This window comes from Aeribacillus sp. FSL K6-2848 (assembly GCF_038004325.1).
Taxonomy (GTDB): domain Bacteria; phylum Bacillota; class Bacilli; order Bacillales; family Aeribacillaceae; genus Aeribacillus; species Aeribacillus composti.
Map to the genome: position 1 here is coordinate 4,157,833 of NZ_JBBOQQ010000001.1, position 17,177 is coordinate 4,175,009.

At 40.3% G+C, this 17,177-nt stretch carries 10 protein-coding genes and 1 pseudogene; 2 read left to right on the forward strand and 9 right to left on the reverse strand.

Annotation, left to right across the window (positions count from 1 at the left end; translation table 11 throughout):
- Window positions 1-339: 339 nt before the first annotated feature.
- The 5 genes from NSS70_RS19935 to NSS70_RS19955 all read right to left on the reverse strand — a co-directional run bounded on the left by NSS70_RS19935 (window position 340) and on the right by NSS70_RS19955 (window position 7,156).
- Window positions 340-1,725 (reverse strand): 2-oxo acid dehydrogenase subunit E2, encoded by a 1,386-nt coding sequence (locus tag NSS70_RS19935; protein WP_340882397.1) that lies wholly within the window; start codon window positions 1,723-1,725, stop codon window positions 340-342.
- 29 nt (window positions 1,726-1,754) lie between these two features.
- On the reverse strand, window positions 1,755-2,774 hold the full coding sequence (locus NSS70_RS19940; RefSeq protein ID WP_144597637.1) for an alpha-ketoacid dehydrogenase subunit beta: 1,020 nt from the start codon (window positions 2,772-2,774) through the stop codon (window positions 1,755-1,757).
- Window positions 2,775-2,799: 25 nt separating this feature from the next.
- Complete coding sequence (locus tag NSS70_RS19945) at window positions 2,800-3,789, reverse strand: thiamine pyrophosphate-dependent dehydrogenase E1 component subunit alpha (protein WP_144597639.1); 990 nt, start codon at window positions 3,787-3,789, stop codon at window positions 2,800-2,802.
- A gap of 205 nt (window positions 3,790-3,994) precedes the next feature.
- Window positions 3,995-5,923, reverse strand: coding sequence for a sigma-54-dependent Fis family transcriptional regulator (locus NSS70_RS19950; protein ID WP_340882400.1), 1,929 nt, complete (start codon window positions 5,921-5,923; stop codon window positions 3,995-3,997).
- 891 nt (window positions 5,924-6,814) lie between these two features.
- Window positions 6,815-7,156: an IDEAL domain-containing protein gene (locus tag NSS70_RS19955; protein ID WP_063389111.1), complete on the reverse strand. Its 342-nt coding sequence runs from the start codon at window positions 7,154-7,156 to the stop codon at window positions 6,815-6,817.
- Window positions 7,157-7,581: 425 nt separating this feature from the next.
- Here NSS70_RS19955 and NSS70_RS19960 point away from each other — a divergent pair.
- Window positions 7,582-8,934, forward strand: a pseudogene (locus NSS70_RS19960) (cytochrome ubiquinol oxidase subunit I).
- Window positions 8,935-8,946: 12 nt separating this feature from the next.
- Window positions 8,947-9,975 carry a cytochrome d ubiquinol oxidase subunit II gene (locus NSS70_RS19965; RefSeq protein ID WP_340882402.1) on the forward strand — a complete coding sequence of 343 codons (1,029 nt, stop codon included), beginning with the start codon at window positions 8,947-8,949 and terminating at the stop codon, window positions 9,973-9,975.
- A gap of 527 nt (window positions 9,976-10,502) precedes the next feature.
- Here the strand turns inward: NSS70_RS19965 and NSS70_RS19970 are convergent.
- From NSS70_RS19970 to NSS70_RS19985, 4 genes are all read right to left on the reverse strand, one after another.
- On the reverse strand, window positions 10,503-11,780 hold the full coding sequence (locus NSS70_RS19970; RefSeq protein ID WP_340881924.1) for an IS110 family transposase: 1,278 nt from the start codon (window positions 11,778-11,780) through the stop codon (window positions 10,503-10,505).
- 612 nt (window positions 11,781-12,392) lie between these two features.
- On the reverse strand, window positions 12,393-13,670 hold the full coding sequence (locus NSS70_RS19975; protein ID WP_340882404.1) for an IS110 family transposase: 1,278 nt from the start codon (window positions 13,668-13,670) through the stop codon (window positions 12,393-12,395).
- Window positions 13,671-13,771: 101 nt separating this feature from the next.
- Complete coding sequence (locus NSS70_RS19980) at window positions 13,772-15,700, reverse strand: BglG family transcription antiterminator (protein WP_340882406.1); 1,929 nt, start codon at window positions 15,698-15,700, stop codon at window positions 13,772-13,774.
- Window positions 15,701-15,788: 88 nt separating this feature from the next.
- Window positions 15,789-17,177, reverse strand: a complete 1,389-nt coding sequence (locus tag NSS70_RS19985; RefSeq protein WP_340882408.1) for a glycoside hydrolase family 1 protein — start codon at window positions 17,175-17,177, stop codon at window positions 15,789-15,791.

Consider the following 17,177-nt stretch of genomic DNA (forward strand, 5'->3'; position numbering starts at 1 on the left):
TCGAGAAGACATCCGCTTCATTTTGCGGAGAAAACCAAAAAATAAAATAATCGGACCCCAGCTACTGTTCTTAGGGAAACCTGTTAAAGCAGCCCATAAATATGCTAGGCGTCGGTCTGTTTTCAATTGATCTGAAATAAGTAAAAAAAGTAAGAACGTCTCAAAGACAGAATTTAAAATTGTTGTGAAGGACAAAGGGGCTTGTCTATAAGACTTTTTCGGCTTATAGACGGCCCCCTTTAATATTTTAGAAACGTCGATATTTGATGTTTTTTGTTTTCAATGGGGATTTGACTTTCTGAACAGCCCCAATATTGTCTATATTTCTTCTAACACACATTAATTAACAAAAATGAAATTTGGCTCGTTCAAATATTTTTTAAGCTCGTTCAATGCTTTTTGTGCCAATACTCCGTCCATTATCCGGTGGTCATAACTGAGCGATAACGCCATCATGGATGCAATTTCAATTGAATCATTGACCACAATAGGCTTTTTCTCGATCCGGCCGATGCCAAGAATACACGATTGCGGATGGTTGATAATCGGTGTAAACCATGCGCCATCAGCTGATCCAATATTCGATATCGTACATGTAGAGCCTGTCATTTCATCCGCTTGAATAGAACCATCTCTTGCCTTTAGGGAAAGCTCGTGAATTTCTTTAGCAATTTGAAATAATGTTTTTTGGTCTGCATGCCGTATGACCGGAACGACAAGACCGCGGTCTGTATCAGCCGCAAAACCGATATGGTATTGTTTCTTCAAAATGATTTCTTCACGTTCTTCATGAAAGGAAGCGTTTAATTGTGGATATTTTTTCAAAACGATCGTCAATGCTTTCACAACATAAGCTAAATAGGTGAGTTTGATTGCTTCCTCTTCCGCAAATGATTTTACGCTTTGCCGATGCTGAACAAGCTTTGTAACATTCACTTCATCAAAATGTGTTACATGCGGAATCGTCTTTTTCGAATGAACCATTGAACGTGCAATGAGTTTGCGAATGTTTGAAAGCGGAATATATTCATCTTGTATCGAATTGATCTTTGTTTCTTCCTTCGGATTTTTTTGCGGACTTTCCATCTCATGCAGCTGATTTTTGCGTCTTTTGATCACGGCCTCAATATCTTCTTTTAATATTTTGCCGTTTGGACCCGATGGAGTTACCTCTTCAAGATTCACTTGATGTTCTCTTGCAAATTTGCGCACGGATGGAGCGGCAACTATGAATGAAGAATTTGTTTGCTTCTCTTTTTCCCTTTTCTTGTGCTCGTTGCGAATATCCTCTTCCGTTACTTTCCCGTTTAAACCAGTCGGCTCCACAAGCCGCCAATCCACCCCTAGCTCTTTCGCTAATTTCTTCACGCGCGGCGTCGCCTTTTTCTCGACTTTTTGCTCCGTCGCTGCTTGTCCTTCCGATCTTTCTTGTTCTTTCAATCTTTCATTCGTTTCTTCTTGTTTGATGTCAGGCTGCCCGTCGCGTTCAGCTGTTTCAATTGTTGCAAGCACTTCGCCAACAGATGCTGTATCTCCTCTTTTTTTGCGGATTTCCTTCACGATTCCGCTTGCAGGTGCATGCAGCTCCGAAACCGCCTTTTCCGTTTGAACTTCAACAAGTATGTCATTTTGCTCCACCGCATCCCCTTCTGACACATGCCAAAATGCAATTAAGCTCTCATTATATTCTTCCGACAATTGCGGCAATTTAATTTCAATAATCATGTTGGCCTCCTGTGAAAGAAATGGTAGATTTATTCATTAACGAGTTTTACAGCTTCTTGATAAATTTTTTCTGCATTCGGTAAAACAAACTGTTCAAGCGGGCGGCTGAAAGGAATCGGCACGTCTGGTACAGCCAATCGTTTGACCGGAGCTTCTAAGTCATACAAGCCTTCCTCTGCAGCTATGGCAGCGATCTCCGCCGTCATGCCGTATGATAAATAATCTTCATCTACTACAAGTAATCGATGAGTCTTTTTAATGGATTGCAGGATTGTTTCACGATCTAACGGGACAAGTGAACGCAAATCGATGACTTCTGCTTCAATTCCTTCTTGCTCCAGCTTTTTGGCAGCCTCCAATGCATGATGAGTCGTCATTTGAATCCCTACAATTGTTATATCTTTCCCTTCCCTGACAACGTTTGCTTTTCCTAGCGGCACCGTGTAAGCTTCTTCCGGCACATGACCGACTGATGCGTCTAATTGATCCATCCATCCTAAGCCTTGCAGCGTTTTATGGAACATAAAGACTACAGGATTATCATCCCGAATGGCTGAAATCATCATCCCTTTTAAATCATATGGAGTGGATGGAGCCACCACTTTCATTCCCGGCAAATGCGCAAACGTTGCATACAAAGTTTGAGAGTGCTGAGCAGCATCACTATACCCTCCGCCAACAGCGGTCATTAACACGATTGGCAGCTTCACTCGGCCGCCCGACATATAAGGGATTTTTGCCATATGGTTATAAATTTGATCCATACAAACTCCGAAGAAATCGACAAACATCAATTCAACGATCGGCCGCATTCCTTCGGTTGCTGCGCCAATGGCCGCTCCAATAAATGCAGTTTCAGATATCGGGGTATCAATCACTCGATCTGATCCAAATTGTTGAAATAACCCTTCTGTCGATCCGAAGATACCCCCGTAAACTCCGACATCCTCCCCCATGACAAACACGTTTGGATCTCGCTCCATCTCCAATTTAATCGCTTCCGCCATGGCCTTATTTCCCGTTAACAAGCGCGTTTTTGTTCCTTGCACAGCTTATAACCCCTTTCCTGTTTATTTACGAAACGTATAAATCTTTTAAAGCATCTTCCGGATTCGGATAATTGCTGCTGCGTGCAAATTGATAAGCAGCGTCTACTTCCTGTTTTGCTTTATTTTCAATGATGTCAAGATCGTTTTCCGCTATGTTTTGTTCAGAGATTAATAGATTTCGAAGGCGTATGATCGGATCTTTATCCCGAAGAAGCGACACTTCATTTTTATCTCTATACAGCTCCGGATCCCCTTGGAAATGTCCCAAGTAACGATATGTTTCAATTTCAATAATCGATGGACCTTCGCCTCGTCTGGCGCGTTCCACTGCTTCTTTTGATACTTCGTACATGCTGATCGGATCGTTGTCTTTGACGTAATATCCTTTAATGCCATATGCAGCTGCACGAACATCATTGGATGCTACAGATGTCGATGCTGTTTTCGGAACAGAAATTCCGTACTGATTATTTTCAATCACCACAATAAGAGGTAAATTCCAAAGTGCTGCCATATTTAATGACTCATGGAAAGCTCCTTGATTGGCGGCTCCCTCTCCGATAAATGAAACCGCAACCCAGTCTTTTCCTTTTTTCTTAGCAGCTAGTGCTGCGCCAAGGGCGTGCGGGATTCCTGCTCCAACAATTCCTCCACAGGAAAACTTGACATCCGGATCAAACAAATGCATATGTCCTCCCTTACCTTTGCCAAGCCCGGTTTCTTTTCCAAAAATTTCAGCCGTCATTTTATTTAGGTCAACGCCTTTGGCGATGGCATGATGATGAGGCCTGTGAGGCGACGTAACCGTATCTTCTTTTTTCAAATGGACACATATGCCGACGGCTGCCGGTTCTTGCCCTGTTGCCAAATGCATTTCGCCAGGAACAGGACCAGCCCCAATATTGAAAACCGGATTTTTCCCTTCAGTATAAGCTTCTGCCATTTTGTCTTCGTAATAACGGATTTTGTACATGTTTTCATACATCCATAAAAGATCATTTTTAGAAATTGCCAATGTATTCTCTCCCTTCTACCAAAATAGAAAACGGTTTCAAATAGTTAAATGCAAAAATTGTGCCAAACTACATTTTTCGTGATTGATATATTTAGTTTCATTGAAAATGAATAAGATTTTCTTATGCTACAAAAAAACGTCCCGTTTTGGGACGCTTTTTAGAGACACAATGATACAATTTGATACGAAATGAAACAAAATGATATTAATAAGGGATTTGAAATCTTTGCATTTGCCGATAAAAAGTGCTTCGTGATATCCCTAAATATTGCGCAGCTTTTGTGATGTTGCCGTTATATAGACGTAAAGCTTGCAAGATCGACTGCTTTTTCATTTCATCTCGATGAATAAACACCGTTTCCGCTTTTGGCTTGGAGTCCGTTTTTATAATTTCCTCAGGCAAATCTTTAATAGTTAAAACAGGCTTCGTCAATTTGTTTAAAGTTCTTTCTACTATGTTTTGCAATTCTCTAATGTTTCCCGGCCAATGATAATGTATTAACGCTTGAAAAAAATCCGGTTTGATTTCAGGAAAAGGCTTATTTAACTTTTCACAATTTTTTTCAATAAAATGATGAACAAGGAGCGGTATGTCTTCTTTTCTTTCTCGCAATGACGGCAAAGTGATCGGCATGACATTAAGCCGGAAAAACAAATCCTCCCGAAAGCTTCCTTTTTCGACCTCTTCCCGAAGATTTTTGTTCGTCGCTGCGATGATGCGAACATCAACAGGCAAAACTTTATGCCCGCCGATTCGCACCACTTCCTTTTCTTGTATGACTCGTAAAAGCAATACTTGCATTTCCAAAGACATTTCTCCAATCTCATCTAAAAAAAGCGTACCGCCATCGGCAAGCTCAAATTTTCCTGCACTTCCCCCTTTTTTCGCTCCGGTAAAAGCACCGTCCGCATAACCAAACAGTTCGCTTCCTAATAAATCTCGAGGAATTCCGCCGCAATTGATGGCTATAAAAGGCTTATGCTTTCTGTCACTTTCATTATGGATCGCTTGTGCAAACATTTCTTTTCCCGTACCGCTTTCTCCTAAAATTAATACATTTGAGTCCGTTTTTGCTGCTAGCTTCGCTTCGTTTACTTTTTGGAGAAACTGGGGATGCTTCCCGATCATATCAGAAAAAGTGATTTTCGCCTGATTGCCTGATAAATGATTAATAAATTGTCTTATCTTTTGAATCTCTTTTATAATCATCATTGAACCGATCCATTGGCTGTCTTTATAAATGGGGAGTTTATCAACTAGAACATGAAAAACTTTGTTTGACTGTTTTATTTTTAAGTGCAGTTCATGATTTTGAAGATGTCGAGGGCGATTGGAAATAATCGATTTGTTGCTAAAAACTTCGCTGATCTTTTTCCCTTCCAGGCAAGAATGATTCAATTGAAGCAGCTTTTTTAATTGATCATTCACTTTAATAATGAGCCCTTCCGTATCGAAAATGAGGATGCTCTCTTTCATATTATTGGTAGTCGCTTCAAGAAATCTTTGCATCATAATGTTTTTTTCTGTCTTTTCAATCAGCTCCAGCTGGTACTCAATCGCTTTCACTGCTGACACTACCATTCCTAAAGTATGTGGATGCACTTTTTCATATGGGCCTGAAACATTTAATACGCCGATTATCTTTCCTTTTGAATCGTGAATGGGCGCAGCCGAGCATGTCCATGCCTGGCAAATTTCCGAATAATGCTCCTCAGCATATATTTGTACAGGTTGATTGATCACAATCGAAGTGCCGATTGCATTCGTTCCCATTGCTTGTTCACTCCAATCAGCACCTTCCACAAATTGAATATCAGCTGCCATCTTTAACGTATCAGCGTCGCCAATTGATTTTAACAACTGTCCCTTTTCGTTGCAAAGAATCACTAAAAAACCCGAGCCCTTTACGATTGAATACAATCCTTCCATAAACGGAACCGAACATTCAATTAAAGGCTTGTAATGGTCTATCTCGATTTTTTTCATTTGACCGTATCGTTGAAAAGGATCAACATTCATTTCTTTGGAACGAATCCATGAATCCTTTACAATGGGAGATAATTTTTCGTCGAGCTTATTTTCAAAAATAAAGCGCTTCCAACATTGTTTGACATACTCTCTTTTCTTCATCATAAAACACCTCCTTCAATTGTTGATTAAAGCTTTTCGTCCAATCGCATCACATGCCAGCTTACAATGTTTATCGAATTTTTCTAATATTCTCCTATATTGTAGCATTACAAAAAAGCTGTGAGAACTAGCGATCCACTGAATGAAGCTCCTTTTATTTTTGAAACTTTTTAAACCAAAAATGCTGGAAACCCCTTTTACTTTTTCAATCATGAGAAATTGGGGCGCCCTTCTTTTGATATCCCGAAAATACAGAAATTTACAGTTGCCGATCGTACTGGACGCATCGACAAAATTGGTCATAAAAAAACCGATTCCAAAAGATTGGAATCAGTCTTTCTTGCTGCTGCACGGAAGGCCAAATCATTCTCTTTTTTCCGTTATGCATATGTTTGGAAATTGTATTACCAGTTATTAACTTGATCGAATGGTGATTTGACAAAGCCTCGTTCTTTCTAAATGAAACGGCTTCATGGCATTTAAACGGTAATTCTTAATGTTTAAAATCAGTGATTTTTTAGTATGTTTCATAAAAAAAGACGAAACGACGTTCCAACGATCACTTTGAAAAATGCCGCCGGTTCTTCTGCATATGTAAGCAGAACTCCCTATTGTGAACAAATATTGATCAGTATGATGATGTTTTTCAAACGTCTTCCTTCATTACATAACAACTGAATTGAGCTGATAAAAAATATATACAATGTAGGAATGTGGGCAGCTATAAAAGAATAAAGGTTTTTGGCAATGGGAAAGAAGTATAATATATTGAAATAATAAAATGCTCTATATTCTGGGAGGATAACATAAAGTTATAACGGGGGAACGTGAATCGTATTAAAACGATCATAAAAAATATTGTGAAAAAATTATCATCGGAGCTGTCCTATTCATTTATATTATGTTTTCTTTCTCCTTTTCTTTCGTTAATTGTTTTAATTTGTTGGACAGCTCCATAAACCAATTTTCATCTTTTGTTAACAAGGCTAAATCAATTAATGCTTTAATCTGCTCTTCATTTTCTATTGGAGATACGGGCAATTTTTTTACCCAATGATTTAATGTTTCAACTGTTTTACCAACGACGATTTCATTGTCGCAAGCCATAACTTTTACTCTTATAATCTTTTGTGATGAATCTATCGTTTCAACATAACCGTAAATAAATTCGCCGCTTTTTGTTTTTCCTTTTACCCAATCCCCTACTTTCACTGGCAACTGATTGATTCCTTCCATTTTATACACCACCACTTGCAGTATTATAGAGATCTGTTTTGAAATACTAAATATCTATGTTGTTAACAGAAATTATTACATGATAATAAAGGGAACGCAAACAATTTAACTTTGAGAATTATATCTTTTTTTATACGAATCATTTACGAAAGAAATATTTAATTATTATTGTACCAAAAAACAACCTTTTTTTGCATTTGATTGAAATTTAACTTTTTGACGGATTGCTATTGCCTAAATAATATGATGATTTTGACAAAATTTTTCAGTAAAAGACATGTTTGACAACCCTGTGTGTGAAAAAATTTTTTCAATGAAATCAAAGCAGGGGAATTAAGATAAGCAAATTGATCTTTTAAATACATGTTTTCCTTTTTATTGAAAATACTAGTTGAAAGATAATATTCTGAAAGGACGTTGGATGAATGGACGATTTATTGATTGCCCGTTCTTTGTTTGGAACCACAATGGCATTTCACATTATTTTTGCCACCATTGGCGTAGGACTGCCTCTCATGATTTTGGCTGCAGAGATCCTTTACCAAAAAACGAAAGACCGTGATTACGCTGTCATGGCAAAGCGATGGACGAAAGCTTTTGCGGTTATACTTGGAGTCGGCATCCCGACAGGAACCATTGCAGGCGTCCAACTTACGCTTCTTTGGCCCGGTTTCATGGAAGTTATTGGGCTCGTTATGCCCCTTCCTTTTCAAATTGAAATATATGCGTTTTTTATAGAGGCTCTGTTTATGTCGATTTATGTATATGCGGCAGAAAGAATTGCCCCATGGCTGAGAATTTTAAGTTTAGTGTTCGTTGGAATCGGCGCCTTATCATCAGCCATTTTAATTACAAATGTCCACGCATTTCAAGGAACACCGGCAGGATTCCGATATGAAAACGGCAAATTTTCTGACATCAATCCGTGGGAAACTTTTTTTAATCCAAGTTTTTTTGTTACGTCAGGACATGTTGCCTTGTCTGCTTATATTGTCGGGGCTTTTGTTGTGGCATCCGTTGCTGCATTTAAAATGCTGAAAAACAGAAGCGATTCAACAGTTTACCGTTTTCATCAAAAAGCGCTAATGATGAGTCTTGCTATCGGCGGAATTTTTTCCTTTTTGACGGCGTTGAACGGTCACGAAACTGCCCAATATTTGCATGAATATCAGCCTGAAAAATTGGCTGCTGCTGAAGGATTGTTTGAAACGCAATCTTATGCTCCCTTGACGATCGGCGGTTTTACGGATCGCGAATCATAATCAGTTAAATGGGGAATTGAAATTCCTTGGGCGTTAGGTTTCTTGGCAGGTAATCGTTTCGATACCGTTGTTGTCGGCTTAAATGATTTTCCCGAAGAATGGTGGCCGCCGTTATTTGTTCATACTTTATTCAATGCGATGGTAGGCATCGGCGTTTTACTTATACTCATTGCACTCATAGGCGTTGGATGGAAAAAAGTATGGAAAAAAGAGCGATTTCCTAAAACACTTCCATGGATTTTTGTTATATCCGGTCCGTTAGCAATTATTGGAATTGAATACGGGTGGATATTTGCTTGCACCGGACGGCAACCATGGGTGATCTATCGGGTTTTGCCTACCGCTGAGGCTGCAACAACCGCTGCAAACTTAGGAATTTTGTTTGTTTTGTTTTTCAGTATTTATGTTATTTTGGGCATTGCTGTCGTTTTCGTTCTTTTATACTACTTTCGAAAACATCCCGTACTTGATGATCTGAAACGAAACGGAACAATGATTTCCCATACAAAGTCATAGGAGGCTGAACAAATGACAAACGCACTCATCGCCATAACGATTCTTTGGGGTTTTGTGTTTATCTATGCCATTATGGCTTCGATGGATTTCGGGGCAGGATTTTGGTCTATGGTGTATTTAAATCGAAAAAAAACAAGAGCGACCAATGTTGCCAACCGCTATTTATCTCCTACATGGGAAGTGACAAATACGTTTATCGTTGCTTTAGTGGTCGCAGTCTACAGTCTTTTTCCAAAAGCAACAAATACTCTTGGAACCATTTTGCTTGTTCCCGGAAGCATTATATTGCTTCTGCTTGCTTTACGCAGTGCCTTTTTAGTTTTCTCCAATATCGCAACAGAATATAAAAAGCCTTTGACTTATATTTCAGGAATTACAGGAATCATCATCCCCGGCCTGCTCATCAGTGTGCTGCCAATTACTCACGGCCAGATGGTTGATTACGAAAACGGAACGGCACAATTAAACTTTGCCAAGTTCTTGACTAGTCCAAATGCATATGCATTTATCTGCTTTGCCATCATCAGCACCTTATTTTTATCTTCCCTCCTATTAGCCGATTACTCCAAAGTATCTGATGAAAAAGAAGCGTATACCGTTTATCTTTTACAAGGAAAAATATTAGGACCTCTTTCATTATTGACGGCTTTTCTGATTATGCTGACGTTAAAAAGGGAAGCTTCCTGGTTGTATGATCGCATGATGGAAGATCTCCTGCTTTTATTGCTATCCACTTTATTGTTTTTTATTGGCTGGGCAAGCTTATTCTTTCCAACTTCCAAAAAAGGGGGAAAAGGCATGCCAAGAATAGCTGTTGTTACCGTTACAGCCCAATACTTACTAGCCAGCTATGTGTACGGAAAAGCGCATTTGCCTTACATTGTTTATCCTAATGTGACGATTCAGTCCGCTTTTACTGATCCCATTACTTTTCGAGCCGTATTTTTCACTTATGTGGTTGGGTTTGCCATCCTTTTTCCAGGCTTTCTTTATTTCTGGAGTTTGTTTATGAATGATAAACGTTATTTGCGGCAACAATGAACAACATATCGATTGGCTACGATCTAGATTGTCTTAAAATGCGGGAAGAAAGCATTTTTCCACCCATTATTTTTCTTGTGCTGCTTCTCAAACGATCCCGTTTGATATAACCCCCCGGCGGGAAAGATTTGGCAAAAAATGTTTAGTTGCCTCCCTCTATAAATGTTGATATATCAACGGTTGTAGCCGTTTCAGGGGTGTCAAAAAAATATTTTTCGACAAAGTTTCTAACATTATTTCTTAAATATGTGTATATCTTACATTGACTGGGTACGCTTCGCGGCCACTACTGGTTAAATTTGGTTGTAGTGGGGGGAAGCGTATGGGATGCACCGTGGATCTCTGCATCGCTGATGATGACGAACCCTCCCATGTCTCTTGGCATCCTTGTGCCTACATTCCTTCGTTCGGTCTAGTCATCAGGCAGAGGCCGGCTAAGCTCCTTTAGGGACTCAAGGTCGAATGGATGATATCGCGCCAGCTTCTCCGTGTCATCCTTGTTGTCTAGAGAATCGAGACTATAGGCATCAAGCAGCCGTTTCGAGGCCAAAGATGTCCTGCATCATTCGCTTCGCATCGAACGCTTGGTGCTTCGTACATACAGCGTGCAATACCTTCAATAATTTTCCGCATAACACCACAATCGATTGCTTCTTCCGCAACGGATTATCAGGACGTGTCGTGTAATAGTCGTGCAGCTGCCGAAACGCTTCGTTGTGGCGGATCATCGGCATCATCACGCGGAAGAGGAGGGCGCGCAACCGCCTTCTTCCACGCTTGGAGATCCGTTTTTGCCCTTTGTGTTGGCCGGAGGAATGCTCCCGCAGTGTCAGGCCCGCAAGTTTCAATAATTGGCGCGGATCCTGATAGTGGGAAAAACTCCCGATTTCCGATAACAGTTCCACGATCGTCGCATCGCCTAAGCCCGGAACGGTCTTCAACCATTCGTACTCGACCGATGTCTGTACGAGTTCGATCAGCTGCTCTGTCAGTGCCTCGATTTCTTCTTCCAGTTGGCGGTACCGGCGGACAAGCGTGGCAATTTCGATACGGGCCATCTGTTGTCCTTCCGTTACGCCAATGGAGTGTTGGGCCAATTCCATCAACTTCTTCGCTTTCGGCTTTTGTGGCGATTGTAATCCCTCACTTTGCCGGTAAAGGGCCAGCACCTCTTCCAGCTCTTTTCCTGCCAGATCACTCGGAAATGGCGTATATTCCAGCACCGCGAGCGCCATTTTCCCAAATGACGGGAAGACTTGGGAAAACTCCGGAAAATATCGATCAAGCCAGCGAATCATTTGATTTCGAATCGCTCCCTGTTCTTCCACCAATTTGGAGCGAAATGTCGCTCCCACGCGCAGCTCCGCCTCCATCCCTTTCAGAATACGCGGATAGCTGAATCGGCCGTCTTTCACTAACCGGGCAATGACGAGCGCGTCTTTCGCATCATGCTTGGTTGGAAGGTTATCGTCCAGCTCTTTGGATCGCTTCACGTGCATCGGGTTTGTCATGACGAGAGGGATGCCTTTCTCATCAAGAAAATAGGCGAGATTCAGCCAATAATGTCCTGTTGGCTCGATGCCAACGATCACCTCGGTTTTTCCAAATTCCTTCATGGCTTCCACGATGCACTGGTACAACCATTCCAATCCTTCTCTCGATTGCAGAACGGGAAACGGCTTTTTTAACACCCTCCCTCGCTCATCCACAAAGCAGGCATAATGTTTTTTCTTTGCGATATCCATCCCAACAACCAGCGTTTGATCGGTGACTTGATTAATCTTCTTGTTTGAGATAGAATTCATGTATAGTCCTCCTTGGTATCCAAATTAGGGGTCAATTCGGTTGATTGACACCCCCGAATCATACCAAGAGGGCTTTTTTTATTCAAGTCCCCGAAAAAACTTCTAACAGGAATGCTCCTTTGAAAATTTTCTGAACACCAAAAAGCGACAAGCTTAATCTGAATACACAAAAAGGGCGGTTCCTTATGAGGCAGCCCTCCATTCAAAATTTTGTGCATGATCTTAATATACCGTCTCCCTCTATAAATGTTGATATATCAACGGTTGTAGCCGTTTCAGGGGTGTCAAAAAAATATTTTTCGACAAAGTTCCTAACATTATTTCTTAAATATGTGTATATCTTACATTGACTGGGTACGCTTCGCGGTCACTACTGGTTAAATTTGGTTGTAGGGGGGAAGCGTATGGGATGCACCTTGGATCTCAACATCGCTGATGATGACGAACCCTCCCATGTCTCTTGGCATCCTTGTGCCTACATTCCTTCGTTCAGTCTAGTCATCAGGCAGAGGCCAGCTAAGCTCCTTTAGGGACTCAAGGTCGAATGGATGGTATCATGCCAGCTTCTCCGTGTCATCCTTATTGTCTAGGGAATCACAAGGCATGCAGGCATCAAGCCGCCGTTTCGAGACCAAAGATGTCCTGCAACATTCGCTTCGCATCGAACGCTTGGTGCTTCGTACATACAGCGTGCAGTACCTTCAGTAATTTCCCACATAACACCACAATCGATTGCTTCTTGCGCAACGGATGATCGGGTCGTGTCGTGTAATATTCATGTAACTGTCGAAACGCTTCGTTGTGGCGGATCATCGGCATCATCACGCGGAAGAGGAGGGCGTGCAATCGCCTTCTTCCACGCTTGGAGATCCGTTTTTGCCCTTTGTGTTGGCCGGAGGAATGTTCCCGCAGCGTCAGGCCCGCTAATTTGATAAGCTGCCGCGGATCCTGATAGTGGGAGAAACTCCCGATCTCTGATAACAGTTCTACGATGGTCGCATCGCCTAAGCCCGGAACGGTCTTCAGCCATTCGTATTCGACGGAGGTTTGAACTAGTTCAATCAGCTGTTCTATCAATGCCTCGATCTCTTTTTCCAGCTGGCGATATCGGTGGACAAGCGTGGCAATTTCGATACGGGCCATCTGTTGTCCTTCCGTTACGCCAATGGAGTGTTGGGCCAGTTCTATGAGCTTCTTCACTTTCGGCCTTTGCGGCGATTGTAATCCCTCACTTTGCCGGTAAAGGGCGAGAACCTCTTCTAGCTCTTTTCCTGCTAGATCACTCGGAAATGGCGTATATTCCAGTACCGCGAGCGCCATTTTCCCAAATGACGGAAAGACTTGCGTAAACTCTGGAAAATACCGATCGAGCCAGCGAATCATCTGATTTCGAACTGCTCCCTGTTCTTCCACCAATTTGGAGCGAAATGTCGCTCCAACGCGCAGCTCCGCCTCCATCCCTTTCAGAATACGCGGATAGCTGAATCGGCCTTCTTTCACTAACCGGGCAATGACGAGCGCATCTTTCTCATCATGCTTGGTTGGAAGGTTATCGTCCAGCTCTTTGGATCGCTTCACGTGCATCGGGTTTGTCATCACGAGAGGGATGCCTTTCTCATCAAGAAAATAGGCGAGATTCAGCCAATAATGTCCCGTTGGCTCGATGCCAACGATCACTTCCGTTTTTTCAAATTCCTCCATCGCTTTCACGATGCACTGGTACAACCATTCCAACCCTTCTCTGGATTGCGGAACGGGAAACGATTTTTTCAGCACCCTCCCTCGCTCATCCACAAAGCAGGCATAATGCTTCTTTTTCGCGATATCTATGCCAACGACGAGCGTTTGATCGGTGACTTGATTAATCTTCTTGTTTGAGATAGAATTCATGTATAGTCCTCCTTGGTATCCAAATTAGGGGTCAATTCATCCGATTGACACCCCCGAATCATACCAAGAGGGCTTTTTTATTCAAGTCCCCGAAAAAACTTCTAACAGGAATGCTCCTTTAAAACTTGCATAAATTGTTCATATGATTTCGTTTTTAACAAATTCTGAACCATTGAGCTATTGTCAATTAATCTTGCCAACAAACCGTACATTTCCTGCAAATTTTCCTCGCTGTTCTTTTTCACACATAACATACAGACCAATTGAACAGGCTTATCCTTCCATTGAATTGGCTTATCTAGTGTGCATACAGCGATAAATGTTTGATTCGTTTTTGGAACGATAGGATGCGGAACAGCCACTAAATTTCCAAAAGAGGTAGGTGCCACTTTTTCTCTTTCGAATATTGCTTCTAAAAAAGTATTATCTACTAAGCCTTTTTCAAGCAATGCAGTGTGGAAAAACGTTAAAACTTCTTCATACGAATGAAAATTCTTTCTTAAAAACATTAGATCTTTTCGAAAATAAGTATTAATTGGCGGCTGATTATCAATAATTAATTTTTCTATTTGTTTTAAATCACTTTCCCTTAAGATCGCATTCACTTCTATGACAGGAATATTTAATTTTTCGGGAATCGATATCGAACTTACAATAAAATCAAGATCAGTCAGTCTGAACTGTTTTAATTTATAATATTCGGTGATACCTACTACTTCCAGATTGTTTCCAAAATATGATTTCAATTTATAATAAATTAATTGTGCGGTTCCCAAGCCTGATGCGCACACAACTAAACACCGTTTGGGCCCGGATTTTAATTTCTTACGTTCCATTGCTGCACCAATATGAAGTGCCAGATAACCGATTTCATTTTCATCAATTTCCGTTTTTGTGTATTCTCCAATTGCTAATCCTGCAACAACAGCTGCATCAAAAGCAAGCGGATAATTCTTCTTGATATCTTGAAGCATCGGATTTCGTATATTCATCCCGTATTTATATCGATTAACAGCCGGTTTTAAATGCAAGCTTAGCCCGAGAATTAATTCTTCATCGTCTTTTATCCCTAAATGAAATCTCTCTTCAATTTTATCAAGAGCAAGTTTCACTATTTGAATAATTTCATTTTCGATAACCTGTTCTGCTTCTTCAATCGTTTGTGAAAGCATTTTGGTGCCAAGCAAATGAATGGCAATATACGCCACCTCTTGTCGCGGGAATTGAACATGGAATCTTTCTTCGACTTCTTTGACAATTTTTTCTGCCACCTGATATTCTCTTTGTTTTTTAATTTCTTGCATCTCTGATTTAATTAGTGTAACATGATGGCCATTTTTTATTCGTTCATAAGCAATGGCGATATGAATTAACAAGTTATGAATGGCAATATCAGATATCGTAATTTCATTTGCTTTGATTTGTCTCATAATAATATCTAAAAATTGATCCAAATCATCTTGATTTGCTAAATGGGTGTCATAAAGCTTCTCACCTCTCTCCTCATGACGGTCAAAAATATATTCAGACATACAAAAACGCAGCTTAAGCTCACTGCCGGAGACCTTTATTCCGTAATTTGGACGCGATTCTAATTGAATATCATATTTATTCAATATTTGTTTTACATGCTTTAAATCGTTTTGAATTGTCGATTTACTTATATACATTTCATCGGCTATGTCTTCCAGCTTTAAATAGTTTTCACTTAATAAAAGCCGTCTAATTAAATAACTAACGCGTTCTTTTGGTGTTTTGGGGATAAAGGAATTGCGGGGTGATTCATCATAGGAAACTGTTTGCAAAAATTTTTTGAATTTAGCATCATCTTCGATTGTTAATTTATATCCTTTACCCATCACAGAAATAACATTTGCGCCATTTTCAGCAAGTATCCCATCAAGGCTTTTTATATCTTCCCTTGTAGTTCTTGAAGTCACTTGATTTAAATTAGCTAAGTAGGCTCCTGTAATGGGGCTTTCAGCAGCCATCAGTTCGCGCAAAATCGTTTTCATTCGTTGATTGAACATAAGATTGCCCCCTCTCTTGCAATAATCCAATTTACCACAGTAAAAATGATTTAAAAAGGTTCTGATCCTCTAGACCAGAACCTAAAAGTTAAAATCCGTTGTTTTTAGAAACTTCTTTAAACCAATGAGCGCTTTTCTTCGGTGTTCTTTCCTTTGTAACAATATCAACGGAAATGAATCCGTATCGATTTTTATAGGCGTTTGTCCAGGACCAGTTATCCATAAATGTCCATAAATGATAACCCTTTGCATTACACCCTTCTTCAATCGCTTTATGAAGCCATTTCAAATGCCCTTTAATAAATTCAATTCGATAGTTATCTTCAATCACACCGTTTTTCATAAAACGCTCCTCATTTTGAACACCCATCCCATTTTCTGAAATAAACGACTCGATATTGCCATAGTTTTCTTTTAAATTCATCATAATATCGTAAATGCCTTTTTCGTAAATTTCCCATCCGCGATAAGGATTCATTTTTCTTCCCGGCATTTCGTAGTTGTCAAAAAACCACTCCGGCATAAACGGGCTGTAGGGGTTAGGCAAGTGCTCTTTCACTTTCACTCTTCTCGGTTGATAATAATTTACCCCAAGAATATCAACGGTATTATTTTTTATGAGTTCAAGGTCACCTTCTTTTGTTATAGGCAACTGGCCATGCTCCCTTAAAATTTCAATCAGTTCTTTTGGATATTCTCCTAAAACAGCTGGGTCTAAAAAGCTTCGATTAAAAAATAAATCAGCAATTCTCGCAGCCTTTAAGTCATACGGATTTTGACTTCTAGGGTACGAAGGAGTTAGATTTAAAATAATACCAATTTTCCCGTCATGAATATTCATATCGCGGAATGTTTTGATCGCCTTTGCATGAGCAACAATGGTATGATACGCCACTTGTGCCGCCCGTTTAAAATCAACGATATTCGGATAGTGAAAATCGTATAAATATCCACCCTCAACAGGCACGATTGGTTCATTGAAAGTAAACCATTTTTTCACTCGATCCCCAAATAATTTAAAGCATTCACTCGCATAATGTTGGTAAGCATCTACAACCTCTCTGTTTTCCCAACCGCCTTCATGTTGCAATTCCAACGGCATATCGAAGTGATAAAGATTAATAAACGGTTCGATATTATTAGCGATTAATTCATTAATGACATTATTGTAAAAAACCACTGCCTCTTTATTCACTTCTCCTCGGCCGCCAGGAATTAGGCGCGACCAAGAAATAGAGAAACGAAACGTATTGTGGCCGATTTCTCTCATTAACTTAATGTCTTCTTTATATAAGTGATAAAAATCAGAGGTTGTTTCGGGACCAACATGATCAAAAAATCGATGCGGCTCAATCTGATACCAGTAATCCCAAATATTTTGGCCTTTTCCACCTTCTTTTGCGGCACCTTCAATTTGTGTTGCTGAAGTTGCACTTCCCCACCAAAAACCTTCGGGAAAACGATATTGCAGGGACAT